The 25,324-nt window shown below is 42.2% G+C and carries 25 protein-coding genes; 7 read left to right on the forward strand and 18 right to left on the reverse strand.

Annotation, left to right across the window (positions count from 1 at the left end; all coding sequences use genetic code 11):
- Window positions 1-5: 5 nt before the first annotated feature.
- The 10 genes from atpH to mioC all read right to left on the reverse strand — a co-directional run bounded on the left by atpH (window position 6) and on the right by mioC (window position 7,919).
- Entirely contained in the window at window positions 6-539 is a 534-nt protein-coding gene (gene atpH, locus AC2CZC_RS06290; protein WP_063360166.1) for a F0F1 ATP synthase subunit delta, read from the reverse strand.
- Window positions 540-555: 16 nt separating this feature from the next.
- Window positions 556-1,026: a F0F1 ATP synthase subunit B gene (gene atpF / locus AC2CZC_RS06295; protein WP_046357200.1), complete on the reverse strand. Its 471-nt coding sequence runs from the start codon at window positions 1,024-1,026 to the stop codon at window positions 556-558.
- A 51-nt stretch (window positions 1,027-1,077) separates the two neighbouring features.
- Window positions 1,078-1,311 (reverse strand): F0F1 ATP synthase subunit C, encoded by a 234-nt coding sequence (atpE, locus tag AC2CZC_RS06300; RefSeq protein ID WP_023400939.1) that lies wholly within the window; start codon window positions 1,309-1,311, stop codon window positions 1,078-1,080.
- Window positions 1,312-1,377: 66 nt separating this feature from the next.
- Window positions 1,378-2,238: a F0F1 ATP synthase subunit A gene (gene atpB / locus AC2CZC_RS06305; RefSeq protein ID WP_063360165.1), complete on the reverse strand. Its 861-nt coding sequence runs from the start codon at window positions 2,236-2,238 to the stop codon at window positions 1,378-1,380.
- Between the two features lie 15 nt (window positions 2,239-2,253).
- Window positions 2,254-2,634 (reverse strand): ATP synthase subunit I, encoded by a 381-nt coding sequence (locus AC2CZC_RS06310; protein WP_063360164.1) that lies wholly within the window; start codon window positions 2,632-2,634, stop codon window positions 2,254-2,256.
- A 138-nt stretch (window positions 2,635-2,772) separates the two neighbouring features.
- On the reverse strand, window positions 2,773-3,717 hold the full coding sequence (locus AC2CZC_RS06315; RefSeq protein WP_484584221.1) for a ParB/RepB/Spo0J family partition protein: 945 nt from the start codon (window positions 3,715-3,717) through the stop codon (window positions 2,773-2,775).
- Window positions 3,718-3,732: 15 nt separating this feature from the next.
- Window positions 3,733-4,518 (reverse strand): ParA family protein, encoded by a 786-nt coding sequence (locus AC2CZC_RS06320; protein WP_484584222.1) that lies wholly within the window; start codon window positions 4,516-4,518, stop codon window positions 3,733-3,735.
- A 13-nt stretch (window positions 4,519-4,531) separates the two neighbouring features.
- Window positions 4,532-5,152, reverse strand: coding sequence for a 16S rRNA (guanine(527)-N(7))-methyltransferase RsmG (gene rsmG, locus AC2CZC_RS06325; protein WP_237138894.1), 621 nt, complete (start codon window positions 5,150-5,152; stop codon window positions 4,532-4,534).
- Between the two features lie 15 nt (window positions 5,153-5,167).
- Window positions 5,168-7,057, reverse strand: a complete 1,890-nt coding sequence (gene mnmG, locus AC2CZC_RS06330) for a tRNA uridine-5-carboxymethylaminomethyl(34) synthesis enzyme MnmG (protein WP_284022801.1) — start codon at window positions 7,055-7,057, stop codon at window positions 5,168-5,170.
- Between the two features lie 415 nt (window positions 7,058-7,472).
- A complete protein-coding gene (mioC, locus tag AC2CZC_RS06335) occupies window positions 7,473-7,919 on the reverse strand; it encodes an FMN-binding protein MioC (protein WP_484584223.1) in 447 nt (148 codons plus the stop codon).
- An 833-nt stretch (window positions 7,920-8,752) separates the two neighbouring features.
- On the opposite strand from mioC, the gene AC2CZC_RS06340 reads away from it, so the two are divergent.
- Window positions 8,753-9,268, forward strand: coding sequence for an EamA family transporter (locus AC2CZC_RS06340; RefSeq protein WP_484584224.1), 516 nt, complete (start codon window positions 8,753-8,755; stop codon window positions 9,266-9,268).
- Window positions 9,269-9,673 (forward strand): EamA family transporter, encoded by a 405-nt coding sequence (locus AC2CZC_RS06345; RefSeq protein WP_484584225.1) that lies wholly within the window; start codon window positions 9,269-9,271, stop codon window positions 9,671-9,673. It begins immediately after the preceding gene.
- Between the two features lie 18 nt (window positions 9,674-9,691).
- Here the strand turns inward: AC2CZC_RS06345 and mnmE are convergent, their stop codons facing one another.
- On the reverse strand, window positions 9,692-11,056 hold the full coding sequence (gene mnmE / locus AC2CZC_RS06350) for a tRNA uridine-5-carboxymethylaminomethyl(34) synthesis GTPase MnmE (RefSeq protein WP_484584226.1): 1,365 nt from the start codon (window positions 11,054-11,056) through the stop codon (window positions 9,692-9,694).
- Between the two features lie 125 nt (window positions 11,057-11,181).
- Here mnmE and AC2CZC_RS06355 point away from each other — a divergent pair, with 125 nt between their 5' ends.
- Window positions 11,182-13,353, forward strand: a complete 2,172-nt coding sequence (locus AC2CZC_RS06355) for a winged helix-turn-helix domain-containing protein (RefSeq protein WP_484584227.1) — start codon at window positions 11,182-11,184, stop codon at window positions 13,351-13,353.
- Between the two features lie 9 nt (window positions 13,354-13,362).
- On the opposite strand, the gene AC2CZC_RS06360 is transcribed toward AC2CZC_RS06355, so the two are convergent.
- The 7 genes from AC2CZC_RS06360 to rpmH all read right to left on the reverse strand — a co-directional run bounded on the left by AC2CZC_RS06360 (window position 13,363) and on the right by rpmH (window position 18,443).
- Entirely contained in the window at window positions 13,363-14,094 is a 732-nt protein-coding gene (locus tag AC2CZC_RS06360) for a TlpA family protein disulfide reductase (RefSeq protein ID WP_484584228.1), read from the reverse strand.
- Window positions 14,094-14,552 (reverse strand): TlpA family protein disulfide reductase, encoded by a 459-nt coding sequence (locus AC2CZC_RS06365; protein ID WP_484584229.1) that lies wholly within the window; start codon window positions 14,550-14,552, stop codon window positions 14,094-14,096. Before AC2CZC_RS06365 ends, AC2CZC_RS06360 begins: the two co-directional genes overlap by 1 nt.
- Before the next feature lie 19 nt (window positions 14,553-14,571).
- Complete coding sequence (locus AC2CZC_RS06370) at window positions 14,572-15,240, reverse strand: cytochrome c biogenesis protein CcdA (RefSeq protein ID WP_484584230.1); 669 nt, start codon at window positions 15,238-15,240, stop codon at window positions 14,572-14,574.
- A 595-nt stretch (window positions 15,241-15,835) separates the two neighbouring features.
- On the reverse strand, window positions 15,836-17,467 hold the full coding sequence (gene yidC / locus AC2CZC_RS06375; RefSeq protein WP_484584231.1) for a membrane protein insertase YidC: 1,632 nt from the start codon (window positions 17,465-17,467) through the stop codon (window positions 15,836-15,838).
- 8 nt (window positions 17,468-17,475) lie between these two features.
- On the reverse strand, window positions 17,476-17,700 hold the full coding sequence (gene yidD / locus AC2CZC_RS06380) for a membrane protein insertion efficiency factor YidD (protein WP_284022792.1): 225 nt from the start codon (window positions 17,698-17,700) through the stop codon (window positions 17,476-17,478).
- 188 nt (window positions 17,701-17,888) lie between these two features.
- Window positions 17,889-18,302 carry a ribonuclease P protein component gene (gene rnpA, locus AC2CZC_RS06385; protein WP_046357211.1) on the reverse strand — a complete coding sequence of 138 codons (414 nt, stop codon included), beginning with the start codon at window positions 18,300-18,302 and terminating at the stop codon, window positions 17,889-17,891.
- A gap of 6 nt (window positions 18,303-18,308) precedes the next feature.
- The gene (gene rpmH / locus AC2CZC_RS06390) at window positions 18,309-18,443 is read right to left on the reverse strand and encodes a 50S ribosomal protein L34 (RefSeq protein WP_005492430.1); all 135 of its coding nucleotides are present in this window, start codon (window positions 18,441-18,443) and stop codon (window positions 18,309-18,311) included.
- A gap of 695 nt (window positions 18,444-19,138) precedes the next feature.
- On the opposite strand from rpmH, the gene dnaA reads away from it, so the two are divergent.
- From dnaA to gyrB, 4 genes are read left to right on the forward strand one after another with little or no spacing between them, the layout of a single operon-like run.
- Entirely contained in the window at window positions 19,139-20,548 is a 1,410-nt protein-coding gene (gene dnaA, locus AC2CZC_RS06395) for a chromosomal replication initiator protein DnaA (protein WP_484584232.1), read from the forward strand.
- Window positions 20,549-20,558: 10 nt separating this feature from the next.
- The gene (gene dnaN / locus AC2CZC_RS06400; protein WP_063360152.1) at window positions 20,559-21,662 is read left to right on the forward strand and encodes a DNA polymerase III subunit beta; all 1,104 of its coding nucleotides are present in this window, start codon (window positions 20,559-20,561) and stop codon (window positions 21,660-21,662) included.
- A 10-nt stretch (window positions 21,663-21,672) separates the two neighbouring features.
- Complete coding sequence (gene recF / locus AC2CZC_RS06405) at window positions 21,673-22,761, forward strand: DNA replication/repair protein RecF (protein ID WP_063360151.1); 1,089 nt, start codon at window positions 21,673-21,675, stop codon at window positions 22,759-22,761.
- A gap of 12 nt (window positions 22,762-22,773) precedes the next feature.
- Window positions 22,774-25,191 (forward strand): DNA topoisomerase (ATP-hydrolyzing) subunit B, encoded by a 2,418-nt coding sequence (gyrB, locus tag AC2CZC_RS06410; RefSeq protein WP_063360150.1) that lies wholly within the window; start codon window positions 22,774-22,776, stop codon window positions 25,189-25,191.
- Window positions 25,192-25,324 lie beyond the last annotated feature (133 nt).

Below are 25,324 nucleotides of genomic sequence, written 5' to 3' on the forward strand. Positions count from 1 at the left end.
CCCAATTACGATTGTAGCGACACTGCTAAGCGGTCTAATTTACCGCGTACGCTACCGTCAATTACGGTATCGCCAGCCTTAATAACCAAACCGCTTACTACGGTTTCATCGATGCTACAATTCAGCTTAACTTTGCGTGCGAAACGTTTTTCTAACGCAGCGCCCAATTTATCTTGCTGCTCTTGAGCAAGTTCAGTTGCAGAAACCACAGTAACGTCGATCTCTTTGTCATAATCCGCTTTAAATTCAGCGAATAAATCAGCAACTGCAGGGACTGCAGATAAACGCTCATTTTCGGCCATCAGCTTGATAAGATTTTGACCTTGCTCGTCGAGTTGTTCAGCACATAGCTTGATGATGATTTCAGACTGCTCTGCTTGAGTAGCAAGGCTACCTAGTAGTGTCTGAACCTGTTCATCGCTGGTCACTTGACCGGCGAAGAACAGCATTTCATTCCAAGCTTCAACTGTGCCTTTTTCAACAGCAAGTTCAAAAGCCGCTTTAGCGTATGGGCGAGCGATAGTAGTCAATTCAGACATGCTCATACCCTCCTAATTAAAGCTCAGCAACTAGCTTATCAACGATATCGCTATGTGCGTCTTGATTGATTTCACGCTCTAAAATCTTTTCAGCGCCAACCACGGCAAGAGTTGCTACTTGAGTACGTAGCTCTTCTTTTACGCGGTTACGCTCTGTTTCGATATCAGAGTGTCCTTGAGCAATAATCTTCTCACGCTCTTGTTGACCACGAGTTGTCTCTTCGTCAACGATAAGCGCAGCACGCTTTTTAGCTTGCTCAATGATTTCAGCCGCTTGAGTCTTTGCTTCTTTAAGCTGCTCAGCAGCTTGTTCACGCGCTTGCTCAAGATCTTTTTCAGCTTTATCAGAGGCAGCTAAACCATCTTCAATTTTCTTCTGGCGAGCTTCAATTGCACCATTTAGCGGTGGCCATACGTACTTCATACAGAAAAGTACGAACACCGTAAATGCAATTAATTCACCTATTAGAGTGGCGTTTAAGTTCACGACCGCTCCTCCTTACTTGACAGTTGTTCGATTCAGCTATTGTCTTAAAAATTAAAGCGCGAACAACATGTACATAGCGATACCAACACCGATCATCGCTACCGCATCGATTAGACCAGCTAGGATGAACATTTTAACTTGTAGTGAAGGCGCAAGCTCAGGCTGACGAGCACATGCTTCTAGGAATTTACCACCCATGTTACCGAAGCCGATAGCAGTACCGATTGCACCGAAGCCGATAAGTAAAGCAACAGCGATAAGCTTAAGACCTAATACTAGTTCCATTTTTTTCTCCAAAGTTTCATTTGTAAATTAAAGTTAAAGTTAAAAAATCTTTTAAAAATTATATTCTTAGTGGCTATCTTTAGCACTTGCCATGCTCAGGTATACGATCGTAAGCATCATAAATACGAATGCCTGTAGAACGATAACTAAGATGTGGAAAGCCGCCCAGATAAAGTGCAGTGGTAACTGCATCAAGCCGATTGCACCGATCAAGATGAAGATCATCTCACCCGCGTACAAGTTACCGAACAAACGTAGTGCTAGCGAGAAAGGCTTAGCAAACAACGCGATAGTTTCAAGTAACAAGTTACAAGGGATAAGGAAAACCATACCAAGCTTGTTTTTAGTGCTGAACGGGTGAAGCGTTAGCTCAGCAATAAAACCACCGATGCCTTTGATTTTAATTGAATAACCGATCATCAGAAGGAATACACCGATTGCTAATGCAGCCGTCATATTTAAGTCAGTTGTCGGTACAATTTTCATGTATACATCGTGTGAGTCCATACCAAATGCAGTTTCGCCAACAAAGCCAGCAAATGCAGGTAGGAAATCAACAGGAATCAAGTCCATTAAGTTCATTAAGAACACCCAAACAAAGATTGTTAGGGCCAGTGGAGCAATTAACTTGCTGTTACCGTGATAAGTATCGCGTACGTTGTCGCCAACGAACTCAACAATCATCTCAATAAAGCACTGAAATTTGCCAGGTACACCAGTAGTGGATTTTTTAGCGGCGCTTCGGAAGATCCATAAAAAAACCAGACCTAAACCGATTGACCATGCGAGGGTATCTATGTGCCATGTCCAGAATCCACTATCCGCACATGCTTTATTGAAGGCAAGACCGGCATCGGTCGAGCACATCTTGGCATTGGTCAAGTGGTGCTGAATATGGCTTGATAGAGTAACTTCTTCTGCAGCCATGTTTTATCCCAAAAGTTAATGATTAAAAAAAATCGGTGCTAGCCACTGCGAAAACATCACTAGTATGTAACAACAGAAAAATGGCAACGCCATGACACTCAAATGTTTAAACGCCAGTGCAAATATGCAAATGGTTAGCAAAAATTTTAATCCTTTGCCTCGTTTTAACGAGTCATACACTTGATTTGCTTTGCTCGCTCCGACAAATCGAAATGAATACAAGGCAAATACTAGGTTCGGAAACACAATTGCGAGTCCGCCAACCAATGCTGACAGGCTTGCATGGGCTCCCCAACCTACTAAAACTATTACTGCAGCTACTAATGCTACGATACCCTGAAGCAAGACACCTTTTAATGCGGCGCGTCTATACGGGCCAGCTAACGAATGAGTCACTTTATATTAACCTTAATGACGCTAAAATTTATCAGGGTATAAAAACTGGCGAAATTATACTGATTTCTGCTCAATTTGCAACTTGACGCGACGAAATGCAGCATAATTTAAGCGCTCATTTCGTCGCAATTTTGACCTTTAGGAGGGTTGTTGTAAATCTGGGTGGATCCGCCCAAGAATACCGTCTAATTCATCAAGATCAGCGTAAGAAATAACCAATTTCCCTTTGCCTTTTTGATTGTAGTTTATCTCGACTTTTGCGCCCAAATTTTCTGCGAGCTGCTGTTCTAACAGTTTGACATCTGGGTCTTTTTCTTTAGTTTCTTTTTTAACCACCGGTTCTTGCATAGCGCGAACCAATTTCTCAGTTTCACGTACTGTCAGGCCTTTTGCTACAGCAGTACGAGCAGCTTCTGATTGTGCTTCACCTTGTAGCGACAATAGACACCTAGCATGGCCCATTTCAATATCACCATGTTCTAACAAGATTTTCACATCATCATTGAGATTGATTAAACGTAACAAATTAGTCACGGTTGTACGCGATTTGCCGACAGCGTCCGCGACTTGCTGGTGGGTTAAATCAAATTCATTGAGCAAACGATCTAAGGCAACCGCTTCTTCCATGGCATTGAGATCTTCACGCTGAATGTTTTCAATCAGTGCAATGGCAACCGCCGCATCATCTTCAACATCTTTAATGATACAGGGCACCACATCTAAACCCGCAAGTTGTGATGCACGCCAACGGCGCTCACCCGCAATGATTTCATATTGCTCAGCTGCCAATTGCCGCACAACGATTGGCTGTAATACGCCCTGTGCACGAATAGAATTCGCTAATTCTTCCAGTGCCTCTTCTGACATATCTTTACGTGGTTGATATTTGCCACGCTTTAGAAACTCAATCGGTAATCGCTGTAATTCTTGCTCAGATGTTTCAGATGGTTGGCTAACAGGTGCTGATGAAGCCTCAACGTCAGGGGCTTTAGGTGCCTCTGATTGTGTTGCCCCCGCAGGTGGTTTTGCAGAGCTTAACAATGCATCTAAACCACGCCCTAATCCTCTTTTTTTCACCGACATCTTGTTATTATCCTCTTATGCTACAGCAGCGGCTTGTTTTTCTTGACGACGCAACATTTCTCCCGCTAATGCAAGATACGCTTTTGCACCACTTGATGCGCGATCATAATACATTGCAGGTGCGCCAAAACTTGGCGCTTCAGCCAAACGTACATTGCGCGGGATCACCGTTCGGTATACTTTCTCGCCAAAGTGCTGTTTAAGCTGCTCAGAAACATCGTTTGCCAATCGGTTACGAGGATCATACATAGTACGCAAGATCCCTTCAATTTGCAGTTCAGGGTTTACCAGTTTTGATAATTGCGTGATTGTATCCATTAATGCAGTCAAACCTTCAAGCGCGTAGTATTCGCACTGCATCGGTACCATGACGGAGTCAGCCGCAGCCATCGCATTAACGGTCAACATATTCAAAGACGGCGGGCAATCAATGAAAATAAATTCGTACTCATCTTGCACTGATTCAATGGCATTACGCAGGCGTACTTCGCGGGCAAACAGTTCCATCAATTTGACTTCTGCAGCCGTCACATCGCCATTGGCTGCAATTAAATGATATTCACCAGATGTGTCTGTGCAGATAACCTCTTTAATCGGCGTTTCTTCAATGAGTAAATCGTAGATGGTAGCTACTTCACCATATTTATCAACACCACTGCCCATTGTCGCATTGCCCTGCGGGTCTAAATCTATCAGCAGTACTTTTCTTTTGGTTGCCGCCATCGAGGCAGCAAGGTTCACCGCAGTGGTTGTTTTGCCAACACCACCCTTTTGGTTTGCAATTGCAATGACTTTAGCCACAGTATCCTCGAGTTTAGTCTTTAGTAAGAATAATTAAATGGCGCTCACCTTCAAGATTGGGTACCTGCAAGGTGACATTTTGCTCCAAAGAAATACCTTCAGGCAGACTGTCCAATTCTTCTTGCGGATACATTCCTTTCAGTGCAACGAATCGTCCCGAAGAGTCAATTAAATGCGTACACCATTGGACCATATCCTGCAGTGATGCAAACGCACGACTCAACACACCGTCTAATTTAACACTTGGCTGATATTCTTCAACACGTGACTGGACTGGGGTGACATTTTTTAATCCAAGCGCATGTTTTACTTGGGTTAAAAAACGTACTCTTTTTCCGAGGCTATCCAACAGTACAAATTCGGTGTCCGGCAAGGCTATCGCTAAGACGATACCCGGTAATCCAGGGCCTGTACCAACATCGATATAGTGTTTGCCATTAAGATGCGGGGCAACCACAAGCGAGTCCAAGATGTGTTTTACCATCATCTCTTTTGGATCACGTACTGAAGTTAGGTTGTAAGCTTTATTCCATTTGTCGAGCAGCCCGACATAATCGACAAGCTGCTGTTTTTGATTTTCGGTCAGCGAAATCTCCGTTTCAGCTAACAAAGCATTGAGTTGTTCTAGTAACACAGTTTTCCATCGCTGTTACGCCGACTTGCGCAACAGCCCTTGCTTTTTCAGATACACTAATAATAGCGAAATAGCCGCTGGGGTGATACCAGAAATACGTGAAGCTTGACCAATCGTTTGCGGACGCGCATCAGTGAGCTTAGCCACAACTTCATTTGACAAGCCACTTACTTGGCTATAATCAAACTCAGCTGGCAGTAAAGTTTCCTCATGGCGAAGCTGTTTATTTATCTCATCTTGTTGACGCGCAATGTAACCTGCATACTTGGTTTGAATTTCAACCTGTTCTAATGCTTGCCAATTTTCGTGCTCACTGGCCAAGCCATCGATCGTCATCAGTTCGCGATAGCTGACCTCAGGTCGACGGATCAGATCCTCTAAACTTGCCTCTCTGGTTAGTGGCGATTTAAGCAACGCATTGACTTGATCTAATGCTTCGTGATCTTTGTGGATCCAAGTCGAACGTAAACGTTGTGACTCTTGCTCCATGACTTCCAACTTATCATTGTAAGCGGCCCAACGTTCATCATTGACCAAGCCTAGTTCACGGCCTTTTTCAGTCAAGCGCAAATCAGCATTGTCTTCACGTAATAACAAACGGTATTCTGCACGGCTAGTAAACATACGATACGGTTCTTTTGTACCTAAAGTAGCAAGGTCATCAATTAAAACGCCTGTGTATGCTTCATCTCGGCGCGGCGTCCAAGCATCTTCACCTTTCACTTGTAATGCGGCATTCATACCCGCAATCAAGCCTTGTGCACCGGCTTCTTCGTAACCCGTAGTGCCGTTAATTTGACCTGCGAAAAATAAACCATTAATAAATTTGGTCTCTAAAGACTGTTTTAAGTCTCTTGGATCGAAGAAATCATATTCAATCGCATAACCTGGACGGCAAATATGTGCGTTTTCGAATCCTTTAATTGATCTCACGATATCTAATTGGATATCAAAAGGTAAGCTGGTGGAAATACCATTCGGGTATAACTCATAGGACGTTAGCCCTTCAGGTTCAACAAAAATCTGATGTTTTTCTTTGTCTGCAAAACGTACTATTTTATCTTCAATAGACGGACAATATCTCGGTCCAATCCCTTCGATCACACCTGCATACATTGGTGATCTGTGCAGATTTTCACGGATCACATCATGTGTTTTTTCATTTGTGTAAGTGATATAACACGGGATCTGCTGTGGGTGATCAGATTGCTTACCTAAAAATGAAAACACCGGGGTTGGTGTATCACCCGGTTGCTCTTGCATCACTGAAAAATCAACCGTTCTTGCATCAATTCGTGGAGGAGTGCCGGTTTTTAGTCGATCTACACGAAATGGTAATTCACGTAATCGATGCGCTAACGCGATTGAAGGTGGATCCCCTGCTCTTCCGCCTTTGTAATTTTCAAGGCCAATGTGAATTTGCCCACCTAAGAATGTGCCTACAGTTAAAACAACTGATTGGGCACTAAAACGTAGCCCCATTTGGGTAACTACGCCTTTTACTTGATCTTGTTCAACAATGAGATCATCACAGCTTTGCTGGAAAATTTTCAAGTTTTCCTGATTTTGTAAAGTATCTTGGATCGCCGCTTTATACAATGCGCGATCGGCCTGTGCTCTAGTTGCTCTTACCGCAGGACCTTTAGATGAATTCAGAGTTCTAAATTGGATCCCGCCCTTATCAATGGCTTGAGCCATCGCACCACCTAGTGCATCAATTTCTTTAACAAGATGCCCTTTACCGATCCCGCCGATCGCTGGGTTACAAGACATTTGGCCTAAAGTGTCCATATTGTGAGTTAACAATAAGGTATTCATACCCATACGAGCTGCAGCTAATGCAGCTTCAGTACCAGCATGACCGCCACCAACCACGATTACGTCAAAATGTTCATGATAAATCATTTACGGGATCCTACTTAAAAACAACCAGCAAATTTCGAAAGGGTGCGTATTCTACCTAGAAAAACGCAGAAGTGAAACGATTAAATTTTAACCTGAACTCAAAATGGATCACTTAAATATATATAAGGATCTTTTTAAAGATCTTTATTGATCTTATATTTAAGCAGAGCCAGATCTGTGTATAAGGTTATATTCCTATTATGATCCATAAGCTTAGGTCGGATCATATAGTGTGAATTAGATCGGATCTAAGGGCGTATAAGCTTTGATCAAAAAGGCTATTTATACACAGGCACAAATCCGATTAAATTTATCCAATGGATAAGTAATACTAGATCAGCAGTTAGATCAAAGGTTATCCACATATGGTGTTTAAAATAACAAAATTTGTGGATAAGTTATGTAGAACTGATCTTTATATATTCTTCTCTATCACCTCACTTAATTGAGGCAGCCATGCCAGTGCCGTATCTTCAGGCAATGCTTCATCTAACACATCAATTTTCAGTGTGGGGATCAGTATTTGCGCACCTTTCTCCACCAGCAGCTTTTCACTGTTTGTTGCCGCATAGTTATAAGTGTCATAACTGGAGTCACCAATACCTATAATTGCAAAGCTGATATGGCTTAGATCTGACGCTTCAGTCAGCTGTGAGATAAAGGGCAATAGATTCTCTGGGTAATCACCTGCGCCATATGTAGAGGTGACAAGCAACCATGTATGGCTATTACACTCTGATAAATCAGGCTGTTCATGTAAATTACAGTTGAAAGATCGTGTACTTAGATCTTCAGCTAATTGTTCTGCGACGTATTCAGCAGAGCCCATTTGGCTACCGATAATGATCTCAATATTGCGCATTATGATTCGTTTTTTAATCTTGTATGCTGGCCATATTAATGTGGATTGATCAGAAGTAAAGTGTTACTTAAGTCTTGGGATAAAATTTTTCAGTGTGATTTGTGTCCTATTGTGAGTTGTTTTATATATACCATTGATTAATAATGACTTAATAAATTATTCCTTGGTGCTTTGTGGCTTAATTTTTGTGGATAAACAGGGGGTAATCAGTGTGGCAATGAGGTGTTGGTATGCTTGGTTAATAGGCTGATGCACAAAAAACAGTCTCATTTTAGCGGGTGTGGATAATTATCCCATGGATAACGATCTTATCGCCTTCGGTGATCTACTTTTTTAGATCTATAAAATTAGATCAATATAAGTAAATATTCTAAAAAAGTTTTATTTGTCGGTGAGATCCCCTTATTTTGACAGGGTATTCATGTATTGAAGTGATAGATTTCTATCTTTTCCGTCATTTATGGTGTGTATCAGCATATAATCATTTTCATTATGTCCGATACTATTTTGCATGCTGACAGTCTATTTCAGTGATAAGGTGGGCATGTTATAACGACACTGGTGCACCTAAGCTGCTTTTTGGTGTGTGAGTAGAGAATGATCATCTTTTGTCTATCAAATTGGATGTTGGTTGAGTTATAACCAGTAAAAGCAGGCTTTTTAGATAATTTTCGAGTTTACGATGATCGAATGTCATTACAAATCTGTGTAGCTCCGTATAGATTTGGCCTATTAACCAATTGCTATTTTGCTCACTGTGTGATTTCGTTAAAACACTAGCGGTACAATTTGAATCAGTTTGCTGTGCAACGGATGTGGTGGTATTGGTGGATATGAAAAGTGTTGTAATCGCTTTATTGGTTGTCTTTATTTGGGGAGTTAATTTTTCTGCCATTAAATTAGGCTTAGAGCAGTTACCGCCTTTTTTATTTTCCGGTATGCGCTTTCTTATTTGTGCTGCACCTGCTGTTTTCTTTGTGCCTTTCCCAAAGACACCTGTCTATCATGTCATACTTGTTGGTTTATTTTTAGGCGTGATGAAATTTAGTCTGCTGTTTATTGCTATGCAGTCCGATGCATCGGCTGGAATATCTTCACTGTTACTTCAAGCTCAAGTTATCTTTACAGTGATCCTGAGTGTTCTTTTGTTTCGTGAGCGTTTAAATGGCTTTCAATTGTTAGGCATTATTATCGCTTGCAGTGGCTTTTCTCTCTTTTTTGTTGCATCAGGCGGTAGTGCGACCTTGTTTGGCGTTGTGCTGTTGTTGGGGGCTGCCGTTTTCTGGTCGATGGCCAATATTGCTATAAAGTATGCAGGTAAGGTTAACTTGTTGCATTTTATGGTATAGGTGAGTCTTATTCCGCCAGTTCCTCTTTTCGCACTGTCTTATTTATATGAAAGCAATGATCCAATTACCTTATTGTTAGCTATGACAGATCAAACTTGGTTCTCTCTCATGTATGTGGGTTATATCTCTACACTAGTGGTATTTGCATTTTGGGGATGGTTGATGGTGAATTACCCGAGTGCGAGCGTTGCACCTTTTGCATTACTTCTCCCTGTGGTTGGGGTTATTGGTGCGAATTTGTTGCTGGGTGAAAAACTAAATAAAGTCGAGCTAATTGGGGGAGGGATTATCTTAGTGGGATTGTCTATTTCGGTGCTGGGTAAAACCACTTTTAGCAAGGCATACACCAAGTGGGTGGCAAAATTGCCAGCCCCTTGGTCTGCGGTGTTTAAACGCCATCGCTAAGAGCACATGTGAGATTGGTTACTTACCAATACAGAATGAGCTGAATATCTTACCGAGTAGATCGTCTGAGGTGAACTCACCGGTAATTTCATTAAGGTATTGCTGCGTTAAGCGCAGCTCTTCAGCTAAGATCTCGCCTGCGATATGCATTTCTAGTTGTGTCTGACCGATTTCTAAATGTTCAGCAGCACGCTCTAATGCATCTAAATGGCGGCGGCGAGCCATAAAGCCACCTTCGTTCGCACCGGTAAATCCGATACACGCTTTTAAGTGCTCTCTGAGTATATCAACGCCGGCATTGGCCTGTGCACTGAGTCTTAAAACAGGGTGGTTGCCCTGCTGACATAGTCCTTGTTGTTCTCCGCATAGATCGATTTTGTTGCGAATGACGGTGATATCCATGCCTTTTGGCAGTTTCTCCATAAACTCAGGCCAGATCTTGAGCGGATCTGTCTCTAGCGTCTCCGTGCCATCGACCATAAATAACACGTGATCGGCACCACTGATCTCTTCCCATGCGCGCTCAATACCAATTTGCTCGACTTTATCTGGGCTCTCACGCAGTCCAGCGGTATCAATAATATGCAGTGGCATGCCATCAATATGAATATGTTCTCGCAGAACATCGCGTGTAGTGCCTGCAATATCAGTGACAATCGCGGCTTCTCGACCAGCTAAGGCATTGAGTAGTGAAGATTTCCCTGCGTTTGGGCGACCCGCGATAACAACACGCATACCTTCACGCATAATGCTGCCTTGCTTGGCTTGTTGTCTGACTTCAGCAAGCTGATCTATGATCGCTTGTAAGTCACCAGACACTTTGCCATCAGATAAAAAGTCGATTTCTTCGTCTGGGAAATCAATGGCTGCTTCAACATACATACGTAAGTGGATCACTTGTTCCACCAGCACATTGATGTGCTTTGAAAAGTCGCCTTGTAAAGAGTGCAGGGCGCTTTTCGCTGCTTGCTCACTGGTTGCATTGATGAGATCTGCAATGGCCTCAGCTTGGGTGAGATCGAGCTTATCATTCATAAATGCACGTTCTGAAAACTCACCTGGTTTTGCCAATCTTACTCCGTCAATTTGGCTGATTTCTTTGAGCAGCATGTCAATGACAACTGGCCCACCATGGCCTTGTAGTTCTAACACATCTTCGCCGGTAAAAGAGTTTGGGCCTTGGAAAAATAGCGCAATACCTTGATCAAGCTGTTCACCAGCTAAGGTATTAAAAGGTAAGTACTCGGCATATCGCGTTTTTGGGCATTTACCTAATATTTTTTCAGCAACTTGTTTGGCACCTGTGCCTGAAATTCGGATGATGCCGACACCACCACGACCTGGGGCGGTTGCCTGAGCTGCTATTGTATCTTGTGCAATCATGATGGCTCTTGCTAAATGAGTGTATTCTGAGCTTAATTGTACAGCAAATGGCATTTCTCAGGTATAGTGGAAGTTAATCAATAGAGTCAATTACGCAAGATGTAGAGATAAGGAAACTCTGAGCCGTGTTGTTATTTGGTCCATTTCGTTTTGATGCTGAGCGCTTGGTTTTATACACTGGGCAATCGCAGCAGCTTCTTCGTCCTAAAGTCTTACAGTTACTGGCTTACTTTCTCGCACATCCCAACCAAGTCATTAAGCGCGAAACATTATTGAGCGCACTGTGGCAGCACGGTGAATATCGAGAAGCCGCACTGACACAGAGTATCAATGAATTACGCCAAGCATTGGGCGATAACGCGCAAAGTCCTATTTATATTCGAACGCTACCACAACAAGGCTATCAGTGGATCTGTGAGGTGCACGCCGAAAAATGCGCAAAAAAACGTGCCAAGCAAATAGGCGTGGCACTGAGCCTCGCTGCTGTCTTGCTATTTGCGGTGGACAAAATGCACGCTATCTGGCCACTATCATCCAATGAGCAAATTCAGCAAAAACCGGCCTTATTGATTTTACCTTTGCAAAATGAAACGGGAGTCGAGGCCAACGCGTGGTGGGGCTACGCCATCGAAAGCGAATTAAAAGCACAGCTACAACACCACTATCAATTAAAACCAAAAAACCAAGCCCCTGAGCTGCTTAAGCTACCAACAGAGAAACAGCCACATACATTAACGCTCACTCTGAAACCGAGACAGCAACGACTTGTCCTGCAAGCCAGCCTAGATGGGCGAACAACAGATGTTATTGTCGAGCAGTTAGGGCATAACTTCAGTGAAATTGCCACACGTATGCTACTGGCTTTAGAAGTGACGTCCGATCATGAAAATAAAACAGCTGAACCTGTAGAAGATCTCAGTGATTACTATCGTGGTTTACAAGCGCTGAACGAGTATGGCCCTGAGCTTGCGAGGTCGTATTTTGAGGCGGCTTTAGTGCGTGTACCTGAGCATTTACCTTCACAATTGGAGTTGGCGCAGATAGCTTGGCAGCAAGGGGATGTAACGCAGGCGAAAGTTCGCTTTGATAAGATCACATTGGGTGACGCACCGGATGGGCTACAAGCTCGTTATCATCTGTATAAAGGGAAATTTGAAAAGGCATTGGGGGAGTTTGAAGCGGCGCTCAATAGTGCAGATCTTGGACTGAGAGCGGCACAACAAAGCCAACAAATAGAACTGATCGCCAGTGCTTACCAACTGCAAGCTGATATTTATTGGCATACTTTGCAATGGCAAGATTACACCTTGGCGATGAACGCTGCTTATGCACTCATAGGTAGTCGCTCTTTTGCTTACAGTGAAGCACAACGCTCATTTTATCTTGCAAACCCACCAGCTGCCGGCCCACAGGAAAAAAATCACCTTAACCTAGTACAAAGTAAAAAAGTACTGAGTCAGGCCATAGACTACTATCGACAGATCTCTGCAAACTTAGAATTGGCAACCAGCTTATTTGCGTATGGGCAAAATTATTTAGTGCCCGTGAGTGAAGGGGAGCAGAGTTTATTAGAGGCGTTGGATATTGTTGCTGATAGTGGCAATGAATATTTTAAAGTGCAAGTACTCACTTACTTGGGGTTTTATTATATTCAGCTTCATCAGGGTGAAAAAGCCTTATATTATCTAGATCAAGTGCAAATACATGAGTCTTTTTTACCGGCCACTGAGCAACTTCAGTTACTCAAGGCGATGGCGTGGATGGATATCGGCTTGGTGAAAAACGATCAAAACGCATTAGATAATGCAAAGCAGCAATATCACCAACTACTTGAGACTGACTATATCTCACCACTGACGCGTGCAAACATGCAACTTATGCTGGCTTGGATTGGGTTAAAGCAGGGGGAGTTAGAAACGGCTCAAACGTTGACTGAACAGGCTTTACTGGAATATCAACGTTTTGAATTGGCTGATGTGGCGATTTATGCTGAGTACACAAAGATGTATATACATCTTAAACAAGGTCAACCAGAGCAGGCATTAGCGCTCGCAGATAGCGATAATACCGATGCGCATCTCATGTTGTTTTATACCTCAGCGGCAGCTCAGATGATAAATAACGAGTCTCTTGCTGCACATTCAAAAGCGAAGTTGAGTGCACTCAGAAACAGTGATGGTTTATTGCAGCAATTGGATGAGTTTACACGTTTAGTAGGGCACACAGATAAAAATATTTTGGACTTGTTGGATGCGCCCTACAGTGTTTATTGTCAAAGTAAATGGATTTTAGAGTAATTAGATGACTTATCGCGGTACGTTGGTGCCTCGATAGAGGACTTCCCCCTTATTATCTAACAAAACCCAATAGGGAAGCTCAGTGATTTGATACTGTTCAAATAACTGATTATGGGTATCAAATACAATATCGTGCTTCACCCCAAAGCGCTGTTGGTAATTGAGTGCACTTTGCTTGTCTACATAAAATGGCTTTATCACCGTAAGTACATTCTTATTGTGTTGAGCGAGTTGATTATTTTGCTCAATGCGTTTTTCACAATCGGGAATATGCTGAAATGGACAGAGGCTGTCACTGAAAAATAGTACCTGATACTGTTGATGTATCAATGTCTTGGAAAGACTTTTTCCCGATAATGTCTGTAACGGTACCTTGGTATTTGAAGTGGCTTCTGATGGTTCACTACTAATAAGTGCTTCTTTTAAGACCACACGTCCCTCGCTTACAACAACCCTTGTCGGGGTCTTGCGGACTTGAAATTTAAACATGAGCTGATTGTTGTGATCGATGCGGATCCCCTTAAATCTGGGATTGGCTGTGACAAACTGCGTTAAGCTGGGCTTATCAATATTGATATCTGGCTGGATAAAGATGCGCTTTCCTAATGGTTGTGGCAATTTGGTGGATTGGTAATATTCATCCCAGATGTTGATAAATACATATTCGGTGGCTGTTGCATGTACTTTGCAAGTTACCATAAATAAGGCGAATACTAGGCCAAGTTTTACTTGTATATACATTATTTTCTTCCTTGTAATTCAGTCAGTTTACTTGCTAATTCATCGGTAAATAGCGCACTGCGATAAAGCTCATAGCCTGATCCATCTAATAAAATATGTTGCGGCGTGCCCAATACCGCATATTGGCGTGTGATACTACCGTCGCTGTCAAAGACAGTAGGAAAGCGGTAGCCATGTTTTTTCAGGTAATTCGTGATGCTGCGTTTGTTTTGATTGAACCCAATATTGACGGAAATGACTTGATACCCCGTATTGGCTTGTTGATAGCTCTGTTCAAGTAATGGCATTTCTTCTATACAGTAGGCGCACCAAGTGGCCCAAAACTTCAAATAAGTCACCTGACCTTGGCTTGAAATCGCTTGTCCATCTAGCGTATTAGCTAACAAAGGCGGGTAGGTGTTGGCGTAAATGTTGGTATGTACACCGAGTAAGATGAATAGAGGTGCTAAAGACTTCATAATGGGTTCCTTGTGGTTACTATAGCCAGCTTTTACCAGCCTGAATAAGAAAATATTGCGCCATGATTAAGAGCATGAGTGCGGTGAGGTTATTAATGTGAGCCAGCCACTTCCCTGATTTAGGCAGAGCTGCGAGTAGTCTTGCACTGGTGCCAGCCAGTAGCAGCAATGTGCTCATGCCCAGCGCAAAACTAAATAACAGACTGGCACCGAGTAGAGGTTGCTGTGCGGAAGCAACAAATATCAATAATGCGCCTAGAATAGGCGAGGTACATGGCGCGGCAACTAATGCGCTGATCATGCCCATGATCAAGGGTACGGCACTGGTATTTTTTAGCGCAAAGCGCTGAGTCGGTAATGTGACTAAGCCTTTATTTATGGCAGCAAAAAGCAATAACACATTGGCAAACCCTAATAGAACGAGTGGATCACTTGCTATTTGACCAAATAGGCTGCCGGTTGTGGCTGCAATGAAGCCCAGCCCAGCATAAATGAATGCAAAACCAATACAGTACAGTAGGGGGGCAATGCGAGGGTGCTTTTGCGGTGCAAAGGTGGCAACGGTAATGGGTAAAATAGGGTATACACAGGGGGTTAAACTGGTTAGTAGGCCGATAAAAAATACGGCGGGAATTTGCCAGCCATTGATGTCTGACGTGGTCAATGCCCCTAAAATCGTTTGCTCCATATGCGTGCTCTTATGATGTCGTTAATGAGCAGTTAGAGTGCACTGGCGCGTTTGTAATACCTATCAAAGGGGCATCAAATCGATATCAAAATTTATCAAGTCTATGTTTTATTTGATTTTAATAGTTTAATTAAGTCCTCTTAATACACCGCGTATATGCTTGGTTTGCTGAATTTTCTCGGTTGGCAAACCATGCTGGTGCGCAACGGATTATTTATCTGACCAAACTTGGATCTGGTCAATGGGTGTATTGAAGTATCGTCTCTCTATTCCAGCAAACAGCTGCGTATGCTTAATATCAAAGCGCATTTGTGCGGATTCATGGGACGTTATTTTGCCTTCTGATAAAAGTTACTGAGACATGGCTTGTCGACATTGTATAGGGGTTGTAACGCTGTGCAGATGTATTTGATAGCTGCTTTGCGCCGTTGCTGAGCGTGACTGACTCTTGGCTCTAGCGCTTGATGCGATTTTGATTTGGCTGGGCATGGTGTGCATTGAGTGTATAAGTGGAGGGAGTTTAGATGAGCGAATTAGTTGTATGTACAAGATCAAAAACGCCCGCAGAAGCGGGCGTTTTTAAGGCGGTTACGCGTTAGTCGCGTACTTTGATGCCTTTTTTCTCCATGCCACGATAAATGATAAGCATCTGTGCGATAGAGATTAAGTTCGATACTAACCAGTAAAGTACCAGACCAGATGGGAACCAAATAAAGAAGATAGAGAAGACCACTGGCATGTAAGTCATCACTTTTTGCTGCATTGGATCTGTGATGGTCATTGGTTGAAGTTTTTGCGTTAAGAACATACTTGCACCAAATAGAATTGGTAGCACGTAGTATGGGTCCATCGCTGATAAGTCAGTTAGCCACAAGCCAAACTCCGCGTGACGTAATTCTGTGGACTCTAGGAATACATAGAATAGCGCTAAGAAGATAGGCATTTGCAGTAATAGTGGGAAACAGCCACCCATAGGGTTCACTTTTTCTTTGCGGTACATTTCCATCATGGCTTGACCGAACTTCTGACGGTCGTCACCGTAGCGCTCTTTTAATTGCTGCATCTTCGGCTGTAATGCACGCATTTTTGCCATTGATGTGTACTGTGCTTTTGTCAGCGGGTAAAGGATAGTTTTCACGATCACGGTAATACCGATGATAGCTAGACCCCAGTTGCCTAAAATGCCGTATAAGAATTTCAGTAGTACTAGCAGAGGCTGAGAAATAAAGAATAACCAACCATAATCCACCGTCAGATCTAAGTCTTCGTGGATCGCTTCAAGTGCATCGGTATCTTTTGGACCCATATAATAAATGGCCGATAACTTTGCGTCAGAGTTAGCTTGAATGTTAACTGGTTCGCCTTTAGCACCAATGATACCTTGGTTGTTTCTCAGTGAGCTGTAAATAGTATTGTTGACGTCTTGCTGCGGAACCCAAGCACTCACGAAGTAATGCTGGATAAATGACACATAGCCACCCTGTGTATTTTCGTTCAGGTTCGCTTTGGCCATATCGTCAAATGCGTACTTTTCATATGGCTCATCTTGTGTACCATACGCTGTTCCTAAATACGTTTGAGTCATGATGCTGTCTTTGTCTTGTGCTGTACGCTTGATTTGTGTGTACAGTTGAACTTGAACAGGGTTTTCTGTCGCGTTGACCACATCATATTCTAGCGCAACGTCATATTGACCTGCTTTGAATACAAATGTTTTTGTAAATTGAACGCCTTTTTTGTCAACAAATGTCAGCGGCACACGAAGCTCATCACCTGATAGGGTATATGCCTTTTGCTCGCTCGAGTAAACAGGGCGACCTTCACTTGATGCATCTGGACCATTTAGGCCGATCAGACCACTTTGTGAAATGTATTGCTTCCCTTCAAATTCACCAAGTAGTAAGTAAGGTATATCGCTACCATGCGTTTCTGCATGTTGAAGTAGTTTGGCTTCAACAATGTCACCACCTTTTGTATCGATTTTAACTGCAAACACATCTGTCGTTACTGTGATAACAGAACGAACAGCTTGAGTTTGTGCAACCGGTACGTCCGCTTCGCTAGAAGTCGGAATATCCGCTTGGTCGTTATTTGAAGGTGAAGTGGCCACTTGTGTGACAGCACTGGTCTCGGCTTTGCTTTGAGCTTGTTCCTCTTGCCATTCACTGAATAGCAAAAAAGAGACTAAAAGCAATCCGATCAATAAAAACGTGCGTTGCGATTCCATAACAGCTCTTATTTCTCGTGTTGTTTATCTTGATTCGATTTTTCAGGGACGGGGTCATCCCCACCTGCGCTTAAAGGGTGACATTTTAATATGCGTTTAACCGCTAACCAACTCCCTTTTGCAATTCCGTGTAAATTAATTGCCTGAATTGCATAACTTGAGCATGTTGGATTAAATCGGCAATGTGGTCCAAGCATGGGACTGATAAATTTTTGATAGGCTTTAATAAGCATGATCAAAAATAGACGTATTACCGAAAGCGGATAATCCACCAATCGTTTACACTCGCTTTTGGTCTTCGAGGCGTGTTTCATAGTCGCGAGGTAGACTCGATAATTGAGTGATTAAAAGGTGAGCTAACCTTACCTTAATTCACTTAAAATAGCCATGTTAGGACGGATATAGAAGTATAAAAGCGCCGTTATTTTTTCGGCTTTTTATTGGTAGGGCGTTTTTTATGGTGTTTAGGTTTTGGTGCACCTGGTTTACAACGTTCGTTAATTTTGCGCCAAAGTTTATTTAATTGCTTTGTAAGCTCTTCATTGCTTTGCTCATCCACACCTGTTTTGACCATCAAAACGATATCGATGTTATCTAGCTTATGTCTATTGAGGCGAAAGCTTTCTCTGGCAAGACGCTTAATGCGATTACGTTGACAGGCTTTTTTACAACGTTTTTTAGCAACGGTTAATCCAAGACGTGGGTGACCTACATCATTAGGTTTTGCTAATAGTGTAAAAACAGGGGTAGCTGCACGAGCTGGCTCTTGAAATATGCGGGAGTAATGCGAGGGAGTTAACAGACGTAACTCCCTGCTGAAGCCTAAACCTTCCACTTAATATTAAGCAGAAAGCTCTTTACGGCCTTTAGCACGACGACGTGCTAGTACTTTACGGCCATTTTTAGTAGCCATGCGAGCACGGAAACCGTGAGTACGCTTGCGTTTAAGTACGCTTGGTTGAAAAGTTCTTTTCATAACTAATCCATCCGATCGGTTAAAGTTAAAACATCCTATGCAGGTCGCGATCCTGGCACAGGTGCCATTGCGAGCGCGAGATATTAAAGCCGACGCGCATGAAAGTCAATCATAATTGTGAGAGTAGGCTTAATTTATAGGCAATCTGGTGCAAAATTGATAGAAACGCGTGTAATTTACCCAAATAAGGTAATTGATTTTATGCTTTCTATATATAGAGAAGGAAATGCTATGGTCTTTGCTTATATAAGAAGGATCAACTTTTCTGATCTATCTATATAAGATCGAGATCTTAGCTGTGGATCAAGTTGTTTGATCTTGGGCGGGTTTTCCACAGAGCTTGGGTGCAAATTGCAAACAACCTTTGGAAAACTTAAATTGATCGTAATTTTATGGTGAGATCTTGCTCTTTTTTTGATAAGATCTTTTCAAATAAGCGAAATTAAAAGCTCATTAAAAACAAATGCTTATCTTTTTTGTTTGGTGAGATCTTAATTTTTTTAAAAGTCAATATTGATGTTGTGGATAAGATCCCTTCATAATACCCGGCTTCCACCTGTGAATAATTGATAATATACAAACATTTCCGTAGATCTCTGAGTTAGCTGTGAATAACTCTGTTGGTTATTTTGTGAATGCACATTAAAAACCAACCCTATTGATGTACGGGAATAATAACTATTTCGGAGTGCAATGTGTATCTGTCGGTTTGGCAAAGTTGTTTATATGTTTTGCAAGATGAATTGCCGTCGCAGCAATTCAATATGTGGGTTAGGCCACTACAAGCAGAAAGTACCGAAGATACTTTAACCATCTATGCACCTAATCGTTTTGTGTTGGATTGGGTTCGAGAAAAGTACTTAAATCGAATTAATGAACTACTGATTGAAATCTGTGGTGATGAAGCACCTGAGTTACGTTTTGATGTCGGTAGTAAACCGATGGCGCAAGTTCAGCCGCAAGTATCTGCAGAATCATCTATTAGTGATACGCATGCGCCAACAACATCGCATGTGTCGTCTAAAAGTGTTGTGCAGGCACCTGTTAACGATGTAAAAGTTGAGCCCGCTCCGAAATCTAGCGTTAAATCTAATATCAAAGAAAACTATACCTTTGATAATTTTGTTGAAGGTAAATCTAACCAGTTAGCAAAAGCTGCGGCAACTCAAGTTGCTGATAACCCAGGCTCTGCTTTTAACCCTGTATTTATATACGGTGGTACTGGCTTAGGTAAAACACACCTCTTGCACGCTGTCGGTAATGGCATTATTGATAAAAAGCCCGATGCAAAAATCGTATATATGCACTCAGAGCGTTTTGTGCAAGATATGGTAAAAGCATTGCAAAACAACGCGATTGAAGAGTTCAAACGTTACTATCGCAGTGTTGATGCATTGATGATTGATGACATTCAATTTTTTGCCAATAAAGAGCGCTCTCAAGAGGAGTTCTTTCATACCTTTAATGCGCTGCTAGAGGGCAATCAACAGATCATTTTGACATCCGATCGCTACCCGAAAGAAATTGAAGGAGTGGAGGATAGATTGAAATCGCGTTTTGGTTGGGGTCTAACCATTGCGATTGAGCCACCAGAGCTTGAGACGCGCGTTGCGATTTTGATGAAAAAGGCGCAGCAAAGTAACATTAACTTACCGCATGAAGTTGCATTTTTTATCGCGAAAAAATTGCGCTCGAATGTACGTGAGTTAGAAGGTGCATTGAATCGTGTTATCGCAAATGCGAACTTTACAGGGCGTCCTATCTCCATTGAGTTTGTCAAAGAGGCGTTACGTGACTTGTTAGCATTACAAGATAAGTTGGTAACGATTGACAATATTCAACGTACAGTCGCCGAGTATTATCGTATTCGTGTGTCTGATTTATTGTCTAAGCGACGCAGTCGATCTGTTGCACGTCCTAGACAAGTTGCTATGGCATTGTCAAAAGAACTGACTAACCATAGTTTACCTGAAATAGGCGACGCTTTTGGTGGTAGAGATCACACCACCGTATTGCACGCATGTCGTAAAGTAAAAGAACTTCGTGAAGAAAGTCATGAAGTAAAAGAAGATTATCAAAACTTGATCAGAACATTGTCATCTTAAGGGTTGAGTGATGCAAATAACGATAGTAAGAGAACAATTTTTAAAGCCGTTAATGCAGGTGTCTGGTGCCATTGAGCGCAAACACACCCTTCCTATTTTGTCGAATGTGCATTTAGAAGTAAAAAATGGTGTGCTGTCTATGACTGGCACTGACTTAGAAATTGAGTTGGTTGCATCTGTAACACTAGACAATGATACTGCAGACACCAAGCTCACACTGCCTGCTAAAAAGCTACTAGATATCTGTAAGAGTCTGCCTGATAATTCAGATTTACACTTCAGTACGCAAGAACATCAAGTTTTGTTGACCAGCGGTAAAAGTCGTTTTTCATTGACGACATTGGCTGCAGAAGATTTTCCTAACTTGGAAGAGTGGCAAGGTGAGGTTGAATTTAAGCTCACGCGTCTAGAGTTACGTAAGTTACTTGAAGCAACGCATTTTTCCATGGCCAACCAAGATGTACGTTATTACTTAAATGGTATGTCTTTTGAAGTGGATGGTAACGAGATTAAAACGGTTGCAACAGATGGCCACCGACTCGCCATTGCACAAAAACAACTTGAGCAATCACTTGGTGCACAACGCCAGCTGATCATTCCTCGTAAAGGCGTGTTAGAAATTATGCGTCTACTACCTGCGGATGATGAAGAGTTGACTATACAATTTGGTGCGAATCACTTCCGTATTATTGATCAAGAAGTTATCTTCACCAGTAAGCTCGTTGATGGTCGCTTTCCTGATTATCGTCGCGTCCTACCTCGAGGTGGCGATAAGCTTGTGACGGCTAATCGTGAGTGGTTACGTAGTGCATTCCAACGCGTATCTATTCTATCAAATGAAAAGTTTCGCGGTGTTAGGCTTAACCTAAGCAGTGGTGTACTGAAGATCAGCGCCAACAACCCTGAACAAGAACAAGCTGAGGAAACGGTAGAAGTAAACTATCAAGGTGATGACCTTGAAGTAGGCTTTAATGTTTCATATTTACTGGATGTGTTAAACACCTTAAAAACAGAAGATGTTCAATTTACATTAGCTGATTCAAATAGCAGTGCTTTGATAGAAGGCAGTGGCGAAGATGATGCTATGTATGTTGTAATGCCAATGCGCCTGTAGAGGGCGCTCAATGAGTTTGACACATATTAGCCTCAATGACTTTCGCAACATTGAGGCACTCTCTCTTTCCCCTTCAAAAGATCTTAATTTAATTTTAGGCCAAAATGGTAGCGGCAAAACCAGCCTGCTTGAAGCCATTTATTTCTTATCTAGTGGCCGCTCTTTTCGCACAAATAAACATAAATTGATGATCCGCAGTAGCCAGGCAAAATGCATTGTTCATGGGAAAAAACAATTACATAACTTGTCTATACCAATCGGAATCAGTAAAGATCAAAGCGGAGATACAGAGCTTCGTATTCAAGGCCAAGCAAGTCGTCGCATTGCAGAATTAGCACAAGTTTTACCTGTGCAAGTTATTACACCTGAAAGTTATGAGTTGTTTTTTGGTGGCCCGAAAGAGAGAAGAAAGTTTCTTGATCTAGGTGTGTTCCACGTGGAACATTTGTTTTTCGACGTTTGGAAAAGTTTCAATAAAGTCCTTAAACAACGTAACGCGTTACTGAAAACTAAGCCTGCTAACTGTATTGAGCAGATCAAGTTTTGGGACAAGCAATTTATTGAGTTAGCTGAACAAATAAATATCTATCGAAAAGCGTATATAAGTAGGTTTGAAGGCTATTTTTTTGATAAGATAGGGGGGATTAGCCCTGTTTTTGAAGGCCTTGAAGCTCGCTATGACGCGGGTTGGAAAGGGGAACTAAGTGACGTTCTTCAATCACAGCTTGAGCGTGATCTAAAACTCGGTTATACGAGTCGAGGTCCACATAAAGCGGACTTTAATTTTAAAGTTCATGGTCATAGTGTTGAAGGGATCATGTCTAGAGGACAGCTTAAATTGTTGCTCTACGCGCTTAAGATTACGCAAAATAACTTAATTGAAAAAGAGACTGAAAAGCAGTCGATATTGCTAATCGATGATTTACCATCTGAACTGAGCTCTGAGACTTTAGGGTGTGTAGCAAAGTTACTTGCTATTTGTGATTCCCAATTATTTATCTCAGCTATCAGTTTGGACAGTTTAACGCCTGTTGTGGAACTGCTTGATAAAAATATTGAGATGTTCCACGTGGAACATGGTCGTTTAATAACAAATTAATTGGAATTAACCATGTCTGATAATTATGATTCATCCAGTATTAAAGTACTGAAGGGATTGGACGCAGTAAGAAAGCGTCCAGGAATGTATATCGGCGACACTGATGATGGAACTGGATTACATCACATGGTCTTCGAAGTTGTTGATAACTCAATTGATGAAGCATTAGCTGGATACTGTGACGATATATTCGTGACAATTCATACTGATGGTTCTGTTTCTGTACGCGACAATGGTCGTGGTATACCAACCTCGATTCACCCAGAAGAAGGCGTTTCAGCTGCTGAAGTAATCATGACTGTACTACACGCTGGTGGTAAGTTTGATGATAACTCATATAAAGTATCTGGTGGTCTACACGGTGTAGGTGTTTCTGTTGTTAATGCACTTTCTGAAAAACTACAATTAACTATCCGCCGAGATGGCGAAGTGCATCAACAAAAGTACACTATGGGTGTGCCAGATGCACCTCTAGCAATTATCGGTGAAGCTGAATCAACAGGTACTGAACTGAGATTTTGGCCAAGCCCAGAAACCTTCTCTGATATAAACTTCCACTATGATATTCTTGCGAAGCGTCTTCGTGAACTGTCTTTCCTAAACTCTGGTGTAAGTATTATTCTTACCGACGAGCGTGAAGAAAATAAAAGTGACCACTTCAAATATGAAGGTGGTATCCAAGCGTTTGTTGAATACCTTAACCGTAAAAAAACACCAGTACATCAGCATGTTTTCCACTTTACCACTGAACGTGAAGATGGCATCAGTGTTGAAGTTTCTATGCAGTGGAATGATGGTTTCCAAGAGAACATCTATTGTTTCACGAACAATATTCCACAGCGAGATGGTGGTACGCACCTAGCTGGATTCCGTGCGGCGTTAACAAGAACACTTAACACTTACATGGAAAAAGAGGGCTTTAATAAGAAGAACAAGACCAGTGCAACTGGTGATGATGCGCGTGAAGGTCTAACTGCGGTTGTCAGTGTCAAAGTACCTGATCCAAAGTTCTCATCTCAGACAAAAGACAAGCTCGTTTCAAGTGAAGTAAAAGGCGCTGTTGAGCAAGCCATGGCTGAGAAGCTGAATGAGTTCTTACTTGAAAACCCGCAGGATGCTAAAACAGTCGTGAATAAGATTGTTGATGCAGCAAGAGCACGTGAAGCTGCGCGTAAAGCAAGAGAGATGACACGTCGTAAAGGCGTCATGGACTTAGCTGGCTTACCAGGTAAACTGGCAGACTGCCAAGAAAAAGACCCAGGGTTATCTGAACTATATATAGTGGAGGGTGACTCGGCAGGTGGTTCTGCTAAGCAAGGCCGTAACCGTAAGAACCAAGCGATACTGCCTTTGAAAGGTAAGATCTTAAACGTTGAAAAAGCACGTTTTGATAAAATGTTGTCTTCACAAGAAGTTGCAACACTGATCACCGCGCTTGGCTGTGGCATTGGCCGTGATGAATATGACCCTGAAAAGTTACGTTATCATAGCATCATTATCATGACCGATGCGGACGTGGATGGTTCACACATTCGTACGCTGCTATTGACCTTCTTCTATCGTCAAATGCCAGAAATCATCGAACGTGGTTATGTGTATATTGCTCAGCCACCACTTTATAAAGTGAAAAAAGGTAAGCAAGAGCGCTACATTAAAGATGATCATGCATTGACTGAATATCTAACAACATTAGCGCTTGATGGCGCAGCACTTTATTCAAACGAAGGGGCTGCTGCTATTGAAGGTAATCGTTTAGAGAACTTGGTACATGATTATCAAAAGACTGTTGATGTAATTGGGCGCCTGCAGCGTAAATACCCAGCTTCCATCATGAATCGTCTTGTTTACCAGCCTGAGCTGACTGAAGCAGATTTAAGTGATGAAGCAAAAGTATCAGCTTGGAGCGAAGCGCTTGTTGCTGACCTGATTAAACATGACGATGACGCGACAATTTTCTCAGCAGCAGTCAGTTATGATGATGAACGTCACATGTATTATCCAGTGGTGAATATTCGTCAGCACGGTGTTGATAAAGCACACACTCTAAGCTATGACTTCATTACTTCAAAAGATTATGCGCGCATTGCAAACACAGGTAAGCAAATTGCACATATCATTGAGGAAGGTGGCTATATCCAACGCGGTGAGAAGACTCAACCTGTTAGCAGCTTCGTTGAAGCCCTTGATTGGCTTATCAATGAATCTAAGCGTGGCTTGTATACACAACGTTATAAAGGGTTGGGTGAGATGAACCCAGACCAACTGTGGGAAACAACCATGGACCCTGATGCACGTCGTATGCTACGAGTGACTATCGAAGACGCCATTGCAGCAGATCAGCTATTCGCTACATTGATGGGTGACCAAGTTGAACCGCGTCGTGACTTCATTGAGCAGAATGCACTAAGAGTAGTTAACTTAGACGTATAACTCTGCCTCATAGCAAATCCATAAAAAAGGAGGGGAAACCCTCCTTTTTTTCGTTTTAACGCTTAATTCTGTGCACTGCACACGGTATACTGAGCATAATTTTCAATCATTAAAACTCAATTTTGCGCTATTT

Source organism: Pseudoalteromonas sp. MMG033, from assembly GCF_057197785.1.

Excerpts from the sequence above, each read along its gene's own strand:
- AC2CZC_RS06340 (WP_484584224.1), top strand. The coding sequence starts at position 8,753 with ATGAAAAGTGTTGTAATCGCTTTATTGGTTGTCTTTATTTGGGGAGTT.
- gyrB (WP_063360150.1), top strand. The coding sequence starts at position 22,774 with ATGTCTGATAATTATGATTCATCCAGTATTAAAGTACTGAAGGGATTG.
- atpB (WP_063360165.1), bottom strand. The coding sequence starts at position 2,238 with ATGGCTGCAGAAGAAGTTACTCTATCAAGCCATATTCAGCACCACTTG.
- recF (WP_063360151.1), top strand. The coding sequence starts at position 21,673 with ATGAGTTTGACACATATTAGCCTCAATGACTTTCGCAACATTGAGGCA.
- AC2CZC_RS06365 (WP_484584229.1), bottom strand. The coding sequence starts at position 14,552 with ATGAAGTCTTTAGCACCTCTATTCATCTTACTCGGTGTACATACCAAC.
- yidC (WP_484584231.1), bottom strand. The coding sequence starts at position 17,467 with ATGGAATCGCAACGCACGTTTTTATTGATCGGATTGCTTTTAGTCTCT.
- rpmH (WP_005492430.1), bottom strand. The coding sequence starts at position 18,443 with ATGAAAAGAACTTTTCAACCAAGCGTACTTAAACGCAAGCGTACTCAC.
- mnmE (WP_484584226.1), bottom strand. The coding sequence starts at position 11,056 with ATGATTGCACAAGATACAATAGCAGCTCAGGCAACCGCCCCAGGTCGT.
- mioC (WP_484584223.1), bottom strand. The coding sequence starts at position 7,919 with ATGCGCAATATTGAGATCATTATCGGTAGCCAAATGGGCTCTGCTGAA.
- atpH (WP_063360166.1), bottom strand. The coding sequence starts at position 539 with ATGTCTGAATTGACTACTATCGCTCGCCCATACGCTAAAGCGGCTTTT.
- dnaN (WP_063360152.1), top strand. The coding sequence starts at position 20,559 with ATGCAAATAACGATAGTAAGAGAACAATTTTTAAAGCCGTTAATGCAG.
- mnmG (WP_284022801.1), bottom strand. The coding sequence starts at position 7,057 with ATGATTTATCATGAACATTTTGACGTAATCGTGGTTGGTGGCGGTCAT.
- atpE (WP_023400939.1), bottom strand. The coding sequence starts at position 1,311 with ATGGAACTAGTATTAGGTCTTAAGCTTATCGCTGTTGCTTTACTTATC.
- AC2CZC_RS06315 (WP_484584221.1), bottom strand. The coding sequence starts at position 3,717 with ATGTCGGTGAAAAAAAGAGGATTAGGGCGTGGTTTAGATGCATTGTTA.
- AC2CZC_RS06360 (WP_484584228.1), bottom strand. The coding sequence starts at position 14,094 with ATGTATATACAAGTAAAACTTGGCCTAGTATTCGCCTTATTTATGGTA.
- AC2CZC_RS06370 (WP_484584230.1), bottom strand. The coding sequence starts at position 15,240 with ATGGAGCAAACGATTTTAGGGGCATTGACCACGTCAGACATCAATGGC.
- yidD (WP_284022792.1), bottom strand. The coding sequence starts at position 17,700 with ATGCTTATTAAAGCCTATCAAAAATTTATCAGTCCCATGCTTGGACCA.